This window comes from Vibrio genomosp. F10 str. ZF-129 (genome assembly GCF_000287055.2).
GTDB lineage: Bacteria > Pseudomonadota > Gammaproteobacteria > Enterobacterales > Vibrionaceae > Vibrio.
The window spans coordinates 36,178-51,534 of sequence record NZ_AJYQ02000092.1; the positions used below are offsets into that span (position 1 = coordinate 36,178).

General features: G+C 44.4%; 12 protein-coding genes. 11 read left to right on the plus strand and 1 reads right to left on the minus strand.

Annotation, left to right across the window (positions count from 1 at the left end):
- Nucleotides 1-57: 57 nt before the first annotated feature.
- The 6 genes from lepB (at nt 58) to acpS (ending at nt 4,556) form a co-directional block, all read left to right on the plus strand.
- Nucleotides 58-954 (plus strand): signal peptidase I, encoded by an 897-nt coding sequence (gene lepB / locus A1QO_RS10295; protein WP_017036577.1) that lies wholly within the window; start codon nt 58-60, stop codon nt 952-954.
- A 36-nt stretch (nt 955-990) separates the two neighbouring features.
- A complete protein-coding gene (rnc, locus tag A1QO_RS10300; RefSeq protein WP_017036578.1) occupies nt 991-1,668 on the plus strand; it encodes a ribonuclease III in 678 nt (225 codons plus the stop codon).
- A complete protein-coding gene (gene era / locus A1QO_RS10305; RefSeq protein WP_017036579.1) occupies nt 1,661-2,623 on the plus strand; it encodes a GTPase Era in 963 nt (320 codons plus the stop codon). The genes rnc and era overlap by 8 nt, the downstream gene beginning before the upstream one ends.
- Before the next feature lie 90 nt (nt 2,624-2,713).
- Nucleotides 2,714-3,442 carry a DNA repair protein RecO gene (gene recO, locus A1QO_RS10310; protein ID WP_017036580.1) on the plus strand — a complete coding sequence of 243 codons (729 nt, stop codon included), beginning with the start codon at nt 2,714-2,716 and terminating at the stop codon, nt 3,440-3,442.
- The gene (gene pdxJ, locus A1QO_RS10315; protein WP_017041009.1) at nt 3,439-4,170 is read left to right on the plus strand and encodes a pyridoxine 5'-phosphate synthase; all 732 of its coding nucleotides are present in this window, start codon (nt 3,439-3,441) and stop codon (nt 4,168-4,170) included. The genes recO and pdxJ overlap by 4 nt, the downstream gene beginning before the upstream one ends.
- A 5-nt stretch (nt 4,171-4,175) precedes the next feature.
- The gene (acpS, locus tag A1QO_RS10320; RefSeq protein ID WP_017036582.1) at nt 4,176-4,556 is read left to right on the plus strand and encodes a holo-ACP synthase; all 381 of its coding nucleotides are present in this window, start codon (nt 4,176-4,178) and stop codon (nt 4,554-4,556) included.
- On the opposite strand, the gene barA is transcribed toward acpS, so the two are convergent.
- Nucleotides 4,553-7,363: a two-component sensor histidine kinase BarA gene (gene barA, locus A1QO_RS10325; RefSeq protein ID WP_017041010.1), complete on the minus strand. Its 2,811-nt coding sequence runs from the start codon at nt 7,361-7,363 to the stop codon at nt 4,553-4,555. The two genes, acpS and barA, sit on opposite strands and share 4 nt — an antisense overlap.
- Before the next feature lie 167 nt (nt 7,364-7,530).
- Here barA and rlmD point away from each other — a divergent pair, with 167 nt between their 5' ends.
- From rlmD to eno, 5 genes are all read left to right on the plus strand, one after another.
- Nucleotides 7,531-8,847 carry a 23S rRNA (uracil(1939)-C(5))-methyltransferase RlmD gene (rlmD, locus tag A1QO_RS10330; RefSeq protein ID WP_017041011.1) on the plus strand — a complete coding sequence of 439 codons (1,317 nt, stop codon included), beginning with the start codon at nt 7,531-7,533 and terminating at the stop codon, nt 8,845-8,847.
- A 69-nt stretch (nt 8,848-8,916) separates the two neighbouring features.
- On the plus strand, nt 8,917-11,139 hold the full coding sequence (relA, locus tag A1QO_RS10335; RefSeq protein WP_017036585.1) for a GTP diphosphokinase: 2,223 nt from the start codon (nt 8,917-8,919) through the stop codon (nt 11,137-11,139).
- A 179-nt stretch (nt 11,140-11,318) separates the two neighbouring features.
- A complete protein-coding gene (gene mazG / locus A1QO_RS10340; RefSeq protein ID WP_017041012.1) occupies nt 11,319-12,167 on the plus strand; it encodes a nucleoside triphosphate pyrophosphohydrolase in 849 nt (282 codons plus the stop codon).
- A 207-nt stretch (nt 12,168-12,374) separates the two neighbouring features.
- Nucleotides 12,375-14,015 (plus strand): CTP synthase, encoded by a 1,641-nt coding sequence (locus tag A1QO_RS10345; protein WP_017036587.1) that lies wholly within the window; start codon nt 12,375-12,377, stop codon nt 14,013-14,015.
- 92 nt (nt 14,016-14,107) lie between these two features.
- On the plus strand, nt 14,108-15,357 hold a 1,250-nt coding region (gene eno, locus A1QO_RS10350; RefSeq protein WP_017041013.1), incomplete at its 3' end, for a phosphopyruvate hydratase.

Consider the following 15,357-nt stretch of genomic DNA (forward strand, 5'->3'; position numbering starts at 1 on the left):
TATTAAGTGAAAGGGTTTCGGTCCTTTCACTTTCGTATTTTTAGATAAGGGAAGCTAATGGCAAATACATTTTCACTGATTCTAGTCATCGTAACACTGGTTACCGGTATTGTGTGGGCGCTGGAAAAGTGGGTTTGGGCTAAGCAGCGCCAACAAAAAATAGATAATGCTGAGGCTGAAACCAATGGATTAGACTCTGCTACGGTTGAAAAAATGCGAACTCAGCCTTGGTGGATTGAAAATAGCGTCTCTATCTTCCCTGTGATCGCGTTTGTTTTAGTCTTGCGTTCCTTTATCTATGAACCGTTTCAAATTCCATCTGGATCCATGATGCCAACTTTATTGGTGGGTGACTTCATTCTGGTGGAAAAATTCGCGTACGGAATCAAAGATCCAGTATGGCGTAGCCAGTTGGTGGAAACCGGTAAGCCAGAGCGTGGTGATGTCGCAGTATTCAAGTACCCACCACAACCAAGCATCGATTATATCAAGCGTGTTGTCGGTATGCCGGGTGATACCGTGCGTTATAACGGTAAGAAAGAAATTTGTATTCAGGCCGTCGGTGAGCGTGATTGTAAGCCTGTGCATTTATCGAATGTCGAAGAGAGTGAGTTTTCTCAAAATGGCATTCCGTTAATCCAGCTGGATGAAAAACTAGGCGCAGTCAAACATCAGATTTTAGTGAATCCATTAAGGCAAGACCGCCGCGAAGCGTATCAACCTCGCAGTGGTGTGAGTGAATGGGTTGTTCCACAAGGTCAGTATTTTGTCATGGGTGATAACCGTGACAATAGTGCTGATAGCCGTTACTGGGGTTTTGTTCCTGAAGCCAATTTAGTCGGTAAAGCGGTGGGTATTTGGATTAGCTTTGAATTTGAACGCAGTGACGACAGTGCATTGCCTTCATGGATCCCAACCGGTGTGCGATTTAATCGCATCGGTGGTATTAACTAGTCCAGCATAAGCTGGACCCAAACAAGTCGAGAGAGTATGAATTCTCCTATTGAGAAGCTACAAAAAAAGATCGGTTATCAATTCAATGATACCGATCACCTAGAGTTAGCATTAACGCATAGAAGTGCTCATGGTAAGCACAATGAACGTCTTGAGTTTCTGGGCGATTCAATTTTAAGTTTTGTGATAGCCGATGATTTGTATCATCGTTTTCCTAAGGTGAATGAAGGCGACATGAGTCGTATGCGTGCTACCTTAGTTCGAGGTCACACATTGGCTGAGCTAGGCCGTGAATTTGAACTCGGAGATTACTTAAAATTAGGTCCAGGTGAGTTAAAGAGTGGTGGCTTTCGCCGTGATTCTATTCTCGCTGATGCAGTAGAAGCTATTATCGGAGCCGTGTATTTAGACAGTGATACAGAGCAGGTTCGTCAGGTTATTTTAAGCTGGTACAAAACACGCTTAGATGCCATTGAGCCCGGTGTATCGCAAAAAGATCCTAAAACACGTCTTCAAGAGTTCCTTCAAGGTCGAAGAAAGCCACTCCCTGAGTACATAGTGACTAATATTAAAGGTGAAGCACACAACCAAGAATTTACGGTGTCGTGTGAAGTGGCAGGCCTCGGACAGCCTGTTATTGGAAAAGGTACCAGTCGTCGCAAAGCAGAACAAGCGGCAGCTGGAACAGCATTAGAGCAATTGACCAATGGCTGATAACGAATTTGATATTGATGCGTATTTCGCGTCAAGCAACACACCAAGCACTCCTGAAAATCAACATTGTGGTTTTGTTGCCATTGTTGGTCGCCCAAATGTTGGAAAATCAACACTGTTGAACCACATTTTAGGCCAGAAGATTTCGATTACTTCTCGTAAGCCACAGACCACACGCCATCGTATTATGGGCGTTGAAACTGAAGGTGACTATCAAGCGATTTTTGTTGATACCCCTGGGCTTCATATTGAAGAAAAACGCGCGATCAACCGCTTGATGAACCGCGCTGCGAACAGCTCTTTAAGTGATGTTAACTTGGTGTTTTTCCTCGTCGATGGTACCCATTGGACTGAAGACGATGAAATGGTGTTGAACAAGCTAAGAAAAGCCGATTATCCCGTTGTGTTGTGTATTAACAAAGTTGATAACGTTCAAGATCGCAACGATGTTATGCAGCACATGATGAAAGTATCTTCAAAGATGGATTTCCTCGATGTTGTGCCTATTTCGGCTAAGCTGGGTAAAAATGTGGATGTGCTACGTAAACACGTAAAAAATCATTTACCCAAAGCTAAGCATCACTTCCCTGAAGAGTACGTCACTGATCGATCTCAACGCTTTATGGCGTCTGAAATTATCCGTGAAAAGTTGATGCGTTTTACTGGTGATGAATTACCATATTCAGTCACTGTTGAAATTGAACGTTTTGACTACAACCCGGACAACGATGGTTTTCATATCAATGCTCTAATTTGGGTTGAACGGACCGGTCAGAAAAAAATGGTGATTGGCAAAGCGGGTGAAAAACTCAAAACTATCGGTCGTGAAGCGCGTCTTGATATGGAAGAGTTGTTTGGCCGTAAGGTTTACCTGGAAACTTGGGTCAAAGTGAAATCCGGTTGGGCAGATGATGAGCGAGCTTTACGTTCATTAGGCTACATCGACGATTTATAATACGGCATTAATCGATAACACGATTTGTTTTTGCTAGATAAAAGAGAGAGTATTAACTCTCTCTTTTTGTATCTTTAATAGGGTGGCGGTATGAGTGAAGGACTGCAGCGGTGTTTTGTATTGCACCGTCGCCCTTACAGTGAATCAAGCTTAATCCTCGATGTGTTTAGCGAAGAGTATGGCCGAGTCACTTTGATGTCTAAAGGGGCTCGTAGCAAGCGTTCTAATTTAAAAGGTGCTCTACAACCTTTTACGCCTCTCTTGTTGAAGTGGTCGGGTAATAGTTCAATGAAAACCCTTCGTCAAGCGGAACCCATCAGCCTAGGTCTGCCACTATCTGGTATTAACCTGTATTCTGCGATGTACGTTAATGAGCTTGTTGGGCGGGTTCTTGTTGCCGAAGTTGCCATGCCGTCTTTGTTTCATGACTACCTGCACGCACTGACCGAGTTAGCACAAAGCGATAACCCAGAGCCCGCATTAAGGCGTTTTGAACTCGCCTTGCTCTCAGCTCTCGGATATGGGGTCGATTTTATGCATTGTGCGGGAACAGGAGAGCTTGTTGAACCCACCATGACTTATCGGTATCGTGAACAACAAGGGTTTATTGCCTCGGTGAGAAAAGACCACTTTTCATTTTTAGGTGATGAGCTAATTGCGATCAGTGAACGTCGATTTACCACCAAAGAGCAGCTGAAAGCAGCAAAACGCTTTACACGAATAGCCTTAAAGCCTTATCTTGGCGGCAAACCATTAAAAAGCCGGGAATTGTTCTTACCTCGAGTAGGCATTCCCAAAGCAAGGAGTATTGGAAAATGAGCTCAATTTATCTTGGGGTAAACATCGATCATATTGCTACTTTACGCAACGCACGTGGCACTAAGTACCCCGATCCCGTCCATGCCGCTGAAATTGCTGAGCGCGCAGGAGCCGATGGCATTACCATTCACCTTCGTGAAGATCGCCGTCATATTGTCGATCGTGATGTTCGCCTTTTACGTGAAACGCTGCAAACACGAATGAACCTAGAAATGGCCGTGACTGATGAAATGGTGGATATTGCATTAGAAACAAAACCAGAGTTTGTTTGTCTTGTGCCTGAAAAACGTGAAGAGCTGACAACGGAAGGTGGATTAGATGTCGCAGGTCAGCTAGAGAAAATTAAAGCAGCAACAGAAAAATTGACCAATGCGGGTATTAAGGTTTCTTTGTTCATTGATGCCGATAGAGAACAAATCGACGCAGCAAAAGCGACCGGAGCTCCTTACATCGAATTGCACACCGGTCATTATGCCGAAGCAAAAACCGAAGCTGACCAACAAGATGAATTGAAAAAGATTGCCGCTGCTGCGAGCTACGCCGATGACTTAGGCATTATTGTTAATGCTGGACATGGTTTGACGTATCACAATGTCGCTCCTATTGCGGCTTTGCCTGAGATTTATGAACTGAATATCGGTCACGCCATTATGGGCAGAGCGGTGTTTGATGGTTTATCTAAATCGGTTGCAGACATGAAAGCCATCATGCAAGCAGCTCGAGGTTAAAAGCGATGTCCATTCTTGGTTTAGGAACCGATATTGCCGAGATTGAACGCATTGAAAAAGCCCTCTCCCGTTCAGGAGAGGCTTTTGCACAAAGAATACTGACGAATTCTGAGATGGAATCGTATCGGGGGTTAAAACAGAAAGGGCGCTTTTTAGCCAAGCGTTTTGCCGCTAAAGAAGCAGCATCAAAAGCGCTGGGTACGGGCATTGCTCAAGGCGTATCATTTCAAGATTTCACTATCAGTAACGATCAACTCGGCAAACCGATGTTATCTCTTTCTAACAAAGCTCTCGAACTGTCAGAAAAAATGGGGGTAACCCACATTCACCTGACGATTTCAGATGAACGTCGGTATGCAGTAGCAACGGTTCTGCTAGAATCTTAATCCTCTAAGTGCAATTTAGCCGAGGCTAGTACTTTATCCATTTCATCTTGAAGCTCAAACAGCTCAGGTTCGACCTCTTCGATACTCTTCCCTGAACGAAGTGCTGTTTCAAGAGTGGCACAAACATGTTTAAGTTTAGGGACACCACAATAAGAGCAACTTCCGTGCAACTTATGAATATGATGAATAAGATCGTGTGTCTCTTCTTGGTCGTCTTCTAACGCCGCATTAATGTACCCATTCACTTCAGGAATATAACTCACTAGCATGGTGAGCATCTCTTTTGCTAAATCTTCTTTATTTGCGGCTTGTTTTAACGCGGCTTGCCAGTCAATGATAATAGTTTGGTTACTCGTTGTATCATCCAAACGCTTCGTATCGGTCACCGGCGGCGGGTTAATGTTGTTATCCGACGGGGAAATATCGAGTTTCTCTACGTCACTCTCTGAGGTGTTTGGATTCCAATGAACCAAAACCTGCTGCAATACGTGTTCTTCAATCGGTTTTGTTAAGTAATCATCCATGCCAGCATTAAGTAGACGTTCTCTTTCACCTGCCATTGCGTGGGCCGTGACGGCAACAACAGGTGTGTTGGCGTTGAGCTCAGTTTGTTTGATTTTATGGCATGCCGTTACGCCATCCATATGAGGCATTTGAATATCCATAAGTACGATATCAAAGGCATGATTCTCCGCTTGCTGCACCGCATCTTTACCGTTGGTACAAGCGATGATACTTTCCACACGCTCTTGCAGTAGCGCAGTAATCAGTTTCAAGTTCGCGGGATTATCGTCAACAGCCATGACCTTTAAGGGTAGCGTCTCATGGTAAGTCTGCTCTATGGCCGGTAACAGCGTTGGCGGTTGATTCGCTATCATTGTTTGGAGGAGCTTTTTGCGAGACAAAGGCTTGGTAATACATTGAACATCATGAGTTTGAATAAGATGATCGGCCAGAGCCAATTCGGTACTTGGCGTCCCTACAATTACGTTAGGAGACACGGTCTTGGCTTTTTCTACCCATTCTGCAATGGTGTCCACAGAGGCATTTTTATTCGGTGCTAGGTTGAGAATAACGTAATCATAGCGTTCATTCTCTTCTGGCATCGACGAGCGATAAGTGACAATTAAGCCTTCTTGAATCAGCGTTTGCTGGATCACCGAGGCGGCTTGCATGTTCGGCTCAATGAGCAATAAATGCTGTTGTTCTAAGACCTTAGAATCGATGAGAGCGCTCAATGGCATATCGGTAGCATGAAGTCTCAAGGTAAACCAAAAGGTTGAGCCTTGGTGCAAGCGGCTGGTTAGGCTGATTTCTCCCCCCATCTGACTGACCAGTTTTTGGGTAATAACCAAACCAAGCCCCGTACCGCCATAGCGACGTGAAATACTCGCATCAGCTTGGCTAAAGGCTTGGAATAATTGCGCCTGTTGTCGCTCAGAGATACCTATACCGGTATCTTTGACCATAAACTGCAATTCAACCATGTCATCTTTTTGTGAACGAAGCTCAACACTGATATCGATATTGCCTCGTTCCGTAAATTTAATGGAGTTGCCCACCAGATTGGTCAGTACTTGCTGAATTCGCAGGGGATCGCCCACCAGACCAACGGGGATTTTAGGATCGACTTTGAGCGTCAATTCTAAGCCTTTTTCGTGAGCCGATGTCGCCTGTAGATTAACGACTTCTTCAAGGCTGTCTTGGAATTCAAATGGGATATTTTCGAGTGCCAGTTTTCCAGCTTCCAGTTTAGAAAAATCCAAAATATCATTGATAATGCTCAACAGGTTATTGGCCGATTTTTCAATAGTCTGTAGGTAATCTGTTTGGCTGTTGGTTAACTGAGTTTTGAGCATCTGTCTGGTGAAACCAATCACACCATTTAGCGGTGTTCTCAGTTCGTGGGACATATTGGCAAGAAACTCCGATTTTACTCGCGCCGCTTCTTGAGCCCGTTTCTTCGCAATATCTAACTCTACGTTCTGAATTTCTAACTGCTCAAGTGTTTCTCGAAGATCCGACGTAGCCTGATCAATGCTGTGCTGCATTTCACTGTGGTAGGCCGACAGGGATTCCGCCATGGCATTGATGCCATTTTTCAATGAGTCCAATTCGCCGTGCATCTTACCTTCGATACGCACATCAATGTGTCCGCGACGAATACGCTGAATCATATTTTTCATGTGCTCGATAGGACGCGTCACATCGTGCATCAAGCGCATTGCAAAGATGGCCGAAAGCCCTAGTCCAAGCAGCAGAATTAATACAGAAAGCAGAATCTCTTGATATTGCTGAAGGCGCAAAGAAGAAAGATCCAGCTCGATTGCGATGTAACCGAATGCCTGGCTTTCCCCTTCACCTTCCAATTCTGTCGCGATGGCCAATCGTGATTCAGGCAAAATAGGGGTTCGTAAAATAAGAGAGTTATCATTCAGCAGCGAAGAGCTATGAAGAGGTATTGCCTGCTCTTTAGGGAAAGTCAGCGACTCAAAATTAGGGTGGAAATTTGACGTCACAAACAGTTCATGTTTTGCGTCAAAAACAGCAATACTTCGAACAAACTTGGAATTTTTTCGATGAGAGTAACTAATGAGGCGTCGCACGGCCTCATGGCTTTGGTTGCGCATGCCGTCTTCACTGGCGATCGCCAAAGGTTCTATTATATTTAACCCAGATTGAATGACTTGTGTCTCGAGATCGTGGTAACGATTAAAAGAAAAGAAACTACTGAGTAACAAGCCAATTATTAGGGTTGGCGCGAGAGTAAGAGTAATAACTCGCGCTCGTAAACCATATCTAGTCATTATTATCTAAACATCGCGGGTTGGATATGGGAAAATAACCCGCAAAGCGAATTATTAAGCTAATTTGCTAGCTTAATCAAGTCGACACCATTCGACAATATACCCAGTGAGAAATAGTGATACTGGGGGTAAATTAATCAGCAGTAATGACTTTAGGCACTTAGCGCATGGCACGTTTTTTCCAACCCAAAAAGAAAACTCAAATAGAAACAAAGCATCAGTCAGTATTGGTTGAAAAGCTCGATAACCTCGGCTCGGGAATCGCTTTCCTCAATAAAAAGCCTGTTTTTATCGATCAAGCGTTGCCAAGTGAAAAAGTAGTGGTTCAGCTAACGGAAAGTAAGAGTAAATTTGCTCGAGCCCAATTGATAAAAGTCCTTGAGCCTAGCGATCAGCGTGTGGATCCATTTTGCTCTTACTATAAAGAGTGTGGCGGTTGTAACTTACAGCACTTAGAGCATTCAGCACAACGTGAATATAAACAGCAGTCACTTAGCCAGCTCATGAGTAAGTTCGCAGGACAAGAACTGGCTTTATCTCCCATGCTGTCTGGTGATGACAAAGGGTATCGACGCCGTGCACGAATCAGCGTCTTTGTGGACAAAAAAACGCGAAAGCTTCAGTTTGGTTTTAGAAAAAAACAGAGTAAACAGATCGTAAATATCGACCATTGTGGGGTGCTTGAACCTTCTTTAAGTGCATTGCTGCCAGAACTGAAATCACTCCTTTCTCAGTTTAAAAAGCCAGAAACATTGGGTCATGTCGAATTGGTCAAGGCGGATAATGGTATTGTATTGGTATTGCGCCATCTTCAACTGTTAGCAGAAAAAGATAGCCATGCTTTGACGGAACTGGCACAGCGACATCAGGCGACTCTGTACTTAATGCCAAGCAATGATCAGTTGGATTTAGTCACAGGGGAGCCAGCTTATTACCAGGATGCAGGGGTTAAGATGTCTTTTATGCCTAATCACTTTATTCAGGTAAACCAAGAAGTAAATGCCAAAATGGTTGAGCAAGCGATGGATTGGCTTGATCTTTCCAGCCAAGACCGAGTGCTCGACCTATTCTGCGGTTTGGGGAACTTTAGCTTACCCATAGCCCAGAAAGTGAATGCAGTGGTGGGGGTTGAGGGGGTTGAAGAAATGGTAGCGCAAGCGAGTAAAAACGCCATTGACAATGCGCTGGATAATGCCCGTTTTTATCAAGCAAACTTAGAGCAGGATCTGATCACACAGCCTTGGGCCGAAGAAAAATTCGATAAGGTTCTTCTTGACCCAGCCAGAGCAGGAGCGAGCGGGATCGTAGATCAAATTTCTCAATTTGGCGCGAAAAGCGTGGTTTATGTTTCTTGCAATCCTGCTACCCTTGCAAGGGATAGTCAGAGCTTACTTGAACAGGGCTATCAACTGACCAAATTAGGTATGTTGGATATGTTTCCTCATACCAGTCATTTAGAGTCTATGGCTCTGTTTGAAAAATAGAACCAATCAACAAGAACTAATCACCAAAAGATCAGTCGAAAACATAATAATATTTTCTAGGATGAAAAGATGGTTGCGGTAAGAAGCGCGCATTTAAACCCAAACGAGCAGTTTGATTTAGATAACTGGGTGGCTAGCCTAGGACAAGACAAGAATATTACCAAGCGACTTAAAGAAGTGTATCGCCATTGTGAAAAAGTGGTGGAAGGTCGTGAAGATGCGCAGTTGCTATTATGGCGCGGGCGTGAAATGAACGAAATTTTAGTGACTTTGTCTATGGATAAAGCCACGTTAGTCGCTGCCCAGCTTTTCCCGTTAGTATCGGTTGGTGCCTTTGAACGAGAACTCTTTGAAGAGAGTTACGGCAAAGAGACGATCAAGCTGATTGATGGCGTTGAAGAAATGGCCGCGCTTGGTCAGTTGAACGTGACACTTGAGGGCAGTGCCGCTTCCAATCAGGTTGATAATGTTCGTCGGATGTTATTGGCGATGGTCGACGATTTTCGTTGTGTCGTTATCAAACTGGCTGAGCGAATTTGTAATCTTATTGAAGTAAAAAAGGCCCCAGATGATGTGCGTAGAGCGGCAGCAAAAGAGTGTGCCAACATTTACGCGCCATTGGCGAACCGCTTGGGTATCGGTCAGCTAAAGTGGGAAATTGAAGATTATGCTTTCCGTTACCAGCAGCCCGAAACGTACAAACAAATTGCTAAACAGCTTTCGGAGCGTCGCATTGTCCGTGAGCAGTACATTACTGATTTTGTTGATGACTTAACGTCTGAAATGACGGTGTCTAGTATTAATGCTGAAGTCAGTGGGCGACCTAAACATATTTACAGCATTTGGCGAAAAATGCAGAAAAAGAGCTTAGAGTTTGACGAGCTTTTTGATGTCCGCGCCGTACGAATCATTGCCGATCAATTGCAAGATTGTTACGCCGCATTAGGTGTTGTCCATACGAAATACAAACACCTTCCGAGCGAGTTTGACGACTATGTCGCCAACCCAAAACCCAATGGTTATCAGTCTATCCATACCGTCGTTTTAGGGCCTGAAGGTAAAACCATAGAGATTCAGATCAGAACGAAGCAGATGCATGAAGATTCTGAGCTAGGTGTGGCGGCTCACTGGAAATACAAAGAGGGCGCGTCTACGGTTCGAAGCGGTTACGACGAAAAGATCACCTGGTTGCGTAAACTGATTGACTGGCAAGAAGAGATGTCAGATTCAGGTGAAATGCTGGATGAAGTTCGAAGCCAAGTTTTTGATGACCGCGTTTATGCCTTTACGCCTCGCGGAGATGTGGTTGATTTACCTATGGGGGCGACGCCTCTGGATTTTGCCTACCACATTCACTCAATGGTTGGGCACCGCTGCATTGGTGCCAAAGTTGCGGGTCGTATTGTTCCGTTTACCCACAAACTCACCATGGGTGATCAAGTTGAAATCATTACCCAGAAAGAACCTAACCCTTCTCGTGACTGGCTAAACCCAACCTTAGGTTTTGTTCATTCAGGACGGGCGCGCGCTAAAATCAATGCATGGTTTAGAAAACAAAGCCGAGAGAAAAACCTAGAAGCGGGTAAAGAGATTCTAGAGGCGGAATTAGCAAAGGTTGGTGCAACTCTAAAACATGCACAGGAGTACGCCTTAAAACGGTTTAATGTCAATACAACCGATGAGCTTTACGCGGGGGTTGGCAGTGGTGATTTGCGGATTAATCAGGTGGTTAATCACATTAACGCATTAGTGAATAAGCCCACTGCAGAAGAAGAAGATCAACAAGCTCTGGAACGATTGCAAGAGGCAGAAAATAAACCGGTTGTGCACAGTCGTCCAAAGAAAGATGCGGTCGTTGTTGAGGGCGTTGATAACTTAATGACGCATTTAGCGCGTTGTTGTCAGCCTATTCCTGGTGATGAAATTAAAGGGTATATCACTCAAGGCCGAGGTATTTCCGTTCACCGAGCTGACTGTGAGCAGCTAGCGGAGCTGAACCACCACGCACCAGAGCGTATCATCGATACAGTGTGGGGAAGCGGCTTTGTTGGATCTTACATCTTAACGGTGCGTATTGAGGCGATGGAGCGAAGCGGATTATTGAAAGATATTACCTCGTTGCTCGCGAACGAAAAAATCAAAGTCACCAGCATGAAGAGTCGTAGTGATTATAAGCGACAGCTATCAATCATGGATTTTGATTTAGAGCTGAGTAATATCGAGATTTTGGGCCGAGTCACCCAGCGCGTAGAGCAATTGAAAGATGTGATGAGCGTGAAACGTCTAGGCTAATTTTTTACGTCGTATTTAGCACTCTAACTGCGTTATGCTCGCACCATCACATAGGCGAGCTATGCAAAGGCGCCTCGAAAGTTTAAGCGCTAACGACCAAGTAAAAAACTCAGAGACAATAATGGAATCGAGGTGAGTGGTTTTGGCTGCTCACCTTTTTGTATAGAGGAATAAGAGAAATGAGTCATCCAATTGAACAGTTAGAACAAATAATGGCGAAGCTACGTGATCCTGACAATGGCTGCCCTTGGGACCAAAAGCAAACCTTCGACACCATTATTCCTCACACCATAGAAGAGACCTATGAAGTGGTGGATGCGATTCATAATCGAGACTGGCCAAATTTAAAAGAAGAATTGGGTGATCTTCTGTTTCAAGTGATTTTCTATAGTCAAATCGCAAAGGAACAAGCGCTGTTTGATTTTTTAGATGTGGTAGACACGGTGAATGAAAAGCTCACTCGTCGTCACCCGCATGTATTTTCAGATGTTCAATTTGACAGCGAAGAAGCGATCAATGCCAACTGGGATATTGAAAAAGCGAAAGAGAAAGCGGCTAAAAATCAAGATAGAACGAAGAACCTCGACGATAACGGTGAACTGAAATTGGATAGTATTTTAGACGCTATCCCTAACTCGCTTCCTGCTCTTCCTCGTGCGATCAAAATTCAGAAGAAATGTGCTCAATTTGGTTTTGACTGGGACACGTTAGGGCCTGTTGTGGGAAAGATCCATGAAGAGATTGATGAGGTCATGGAAGAAGCGTTGCAAGCTGAGGTTGATTCAGAACGAGTAGAAAGTGAACTGGGTGATTTGCTCTTTGCAGTTGTGAATCTTTCTCGTCATTTGGGGCAAAACCCAGAGTCGGCATTAAGCAAAGCAAACCTTAAATTTACCCGACGTTTTCAGCAGATTGAAGGGCTGGTGAATCAAAAAAACAAGACGTTAACGGATTTCAATTTGAAGCAACTCGATGCTATGTGGGATGAAGTTAAGCGCTTAGAAAAGTTGAAGAAGAATCTAGAATAAATCGTATTTTCTGTTTACTAGTGGGTGAAAGTTGACTCATTTTGAATATTGACTAACTTAAAAGTGGTTAAACAATTTGATTTGGAGCAAAAAATAAAAAACCACAGTGTGATAGATTTCACGTTGTGGCGATAAGGGGCTTCTGGTATATTTATACCCCGTCCAGAAGTAGTCCATTTCCCTCATTCAACCAATTTCAGGTTAAACATGACGACAAATTACATTTTTGTTACTGGCGGGGTTGTATCCTCTCTAGGTAAAGGTATTGCAGCAGCATCTTTGGCTGCTATTTTAGAAGCTCGTGGCCTCAAAGTGACCATGATGAAGCTTGACCCTTACATCAACGTTGATCCGGGCACGATGAGTCCAACTCAGCATGGTGAAGTGTTCGTTACCGAAGATGGCGCTGAAACTGACCTTGACCTTGGTCACTACGAACGTTTCATTCGTACCAAAATGACTAAGCGAAACAACTTCACAGCCGGTCGTGTTTACGCAGACGTTCTACGCAAAGAGCGCCGCGGTGACTACCTAGGTGCAACGATTCAGGTTATCCCTCATATCACTAACGCCATCAAAGATCGCGTCATCGCTGGTTCTGAAGGCCATGATGTCGCTATCGTTGAAGTGGGTGGTACTGTAGGCGATATCGAATCTCTACCATTTATGGAAGCGATTCGTCAGCTAGCAGTAGAACTTGGCCGCGAACGCGCGATGTTCATGCACCTGACCCTGGTTCCATACCTGGCAGCAGCAGGCGAAGTGAAAACCAAACCAACTCAGCACTCTGTTAAAGAGCTTCTGTCTATCGGTATCCAGCCTGATATTTTGGTTTGTCGTTCTGATCGTGTTATTCCTGCAAACGAACGTAAGAAAATCGCACTTTTCTGTAATGTACAAGAAAAAGCGGTTATCTCAATGAAAGACGTAGATTCTATCTACAAAATCCCACAACTTATCAAAGCACAAGGTCTTGATGACCTAGTATGTGCTCGCTTTGGTATTACGGCACCAGAAGCGAACCTTGCTGAGTGGGAACAGGTTATTTATGAAGAAGCGAACCCAACTGCTGAAGTTACTATCGGTATGGTGGGTAAATACATCGAGCTTCCAGATGCTTACAAGTCAGTAAATGAAGCATTAAAACACGCAGGCTTGAAAAACCGCCTAAGTGTGACCATTAAGTATGTAGACTCACAAGATGTCGAGTCGAAAGGTTTTGAAACTCTAGAAGGTCTCGATGCTATTCTAGTTCCTGGTGGCTTTGGTGACCGTGGTATTGAAGGTAAGATTTTAGCCGCTCAATATGCTCGTGAAAACAAAGTACCATACCTTGGTATCTGTCTTGGTATGCAAGTGGCGCTTATCGAGTACGCACGTAATGTTGCGGGTCTTGAAGGCGCACATTCAACAGAATTTAACAAAGAGACGAAGTACCCTGTAGTAGGATTGATCACTGAATGGGTTGATGGTGAAGGTAAAGTCGAAGAACGTACTGAAACTTCAGATCTAGGTGGTACTATGCGTCTTGGTTCACAGCTTTGTCACCTTGCGAAAGGCACGAAAGCTTATGAGCTTTACGGTAGCGCGACGATCCATGAACGTCACCGTCACCGTTACGAAGTGAACAATAACCTTCGTCCACAAATTGAAAAAGCAGGCCTAAAAGTGTCTGGTTTGTCGGCGGACAAGAAGTTAGTTGAGGTTATCGAGAACCCAGAGCACCCGTGGTTTGTGGCCGCTCAGTTCCACCCAGAGTTCACTTCAACCCCACGAGATGGTCACCCACTATTTGAAGGCTTTGTAAAAGCTGCCGGTGATTATCAACGCGGTGAATTTGAAAAATAAGATTTTGAAGTAAGGAATACAGGCGGTGATATAAGAATTATGTTGCTGTTTTTAATTTGACATTTATATATTCAACGAGAAGGAAACATTCAATGTCTAAGATCGTTAAAGTTCTAGGTCGTGAAATTATTGATTCACGTGGTAACCCAACTGTAGAAGCTGAAGTACACCTAGAAGGCGGTTTCGTAGGTATGGCTGCTGCTCCATCTGGCGCATCTACTGGTTCTCGCGAAGCTCTTGAGCTGCGTGACGGTGACAAATCCCGTTTCCTAGGTAAAGGTGTTCTTAAAGCTATTGAAGCTGTAAACGGCCCAATCGCTGAAGCTCTAGTTGGTAAAGACGCAAAAGCTCAAGCTGACGTTGACCAAGTGATGATCGACCTTGACGGAACTGAGAACAAATCTAAGTTCGGCGCTAACGCTATCCTAGCTGTTTCTCTAGCGAACGCTAAAGCGGCTGCTGCTGCTAAAGGCATGCCTTTATTCGAGCACATTGCTGAGCTAAACGGCACTGCTGGCCAGTTCTCTATGCCTCTACCTATGATGAACATCATCAACGGTGGTGAGCACGCTGATAACAACGTTGACATCCAAGAGTTCATGATCCAACCAGTTGGCGCTAAGACTCTTAAAGAAGGTCTACGTATCGGCGCTGAAGTATTCCACAACCTAGCTAAAGTTCTTAAGTCTAAAGGCTACAGCACTGCAGTTGGTGATGAAGGTGGTTTCGCTCCTAACCTTAAGTCTAACGCTGAAGCTCTAGAAGTTATCGCAGAAGCTGTTGCAGCTGCTGGTTACGAACTAGGTAAAGACGTTACTCTTGCTATGGACTGTGCAGCATCTGAGTTCTTCGACAAAGAAGCTGGCATCTACAACATGAAGGGTGAAGGTAAAACTTTCACTTCTGAAGAGTTCAACCACTACCTAGCTGAGCTAGCGAACAACTTCCCAATCGTTTCTATCGAAGACGGTCTTGACGAGTCTGATTGGGATGGCTTCAAGCACCAAACTGAACTTCTAGGCGACAAGCTTCAAATCGTTGGTGACGATCTGTTCGTTACAAACACGAAGATTCTTGCTGAAGGTATCGAGAAAGGCGTAGCTAACTCTATCCTTATCAAGTTCAACCAAATCGGTTCTCTAACAGAGACTCTAGCTGCTATCAAGATGGCTAAAGACGCTGGCTACACTGCAGTAATCTCTCACCGTTCTGGCGAAACTGAAGATGCAACTATCGCTGATCTAGCGGTAGGTACAGCTGCAGGTCAAATCAAAACTGGTTCTATGAGCCGTTCTGACCGTGTTGCTAAGTACAACCAACTTATCCGTATCGAGGAAGCTCT

Bases quoted from the DNA above. Each gene is read 5' to 3' on its own strand.
- lepB (WP_017036577.1), top strand. From the start codon at position 58: ATGGCAAATACATTTTCACTGATTCTAGTCATCGTAACACTGGTTACC.
- rnc (WP_017036578.1), top strand. From the start codon at position 991: ATGAATTCTCCTATTGAGAAGCTACAAAAAAAGATCGGTTATCAATTC.
- era (WP_017036579.1), top strand. From the start codon at position 1,661: ATGGCTGATAACGAATTTGATATTGATGCGTATTTCGCGTCAAGCAAC.
- recO (WP_017036580.1), top strand. From the start codon at position 2,714: ATGAGTGAAGGACTGCAGCGGTGTTTTGTATTGCACCGTCGCCCTTAC.
- pdxJ (WP_017041009.1), top strand. From the start codon at position 3,439: ATGAGCTCAATTTATCTTGGGGTAAACATCGATCATATTGCTACTTTA.
- acpS (WP_017036582.1), top strand. From the start codon at position 4,176: ATGTCCATTCTTGGTTTAGGAACCGATATTGCCGAGATTGAACGCATT.
- barA (WP_017041010.1), bottom strand. From the start codon at position 7,363: ATGACTAGATATGGTTTACGAGCGCGAGTTATTACTCTTACTCTCGCG.
- rlmD (WP_017041011.1), top strand. From the start codon at position 7,531: ATGGCACGTTTTTTCCAACCCAAAAAGAAAACTCAAATAGAAACAAAG.
- relA (WP_017036585.1), top strand. From the start codon at position 8,917: ATGGTTGCGGTAAGAAGCGCGCATTTAAACCCAAACGAGCAGTTTGAT.
- mazG (WP_017041012.1), top strand. From the start codon at position 11,319: ATGAGTCATCCAATTGAACAGTTAGAACAAATAATGGCGAAGCTACGT.
- A1QO_RS10345 (WP_017036587.1), top strand. From the start codon at position 12,375: ATGACGACAAATTACATTTTTGTTACTGGCGGGGTTGTATCCTCTCTA.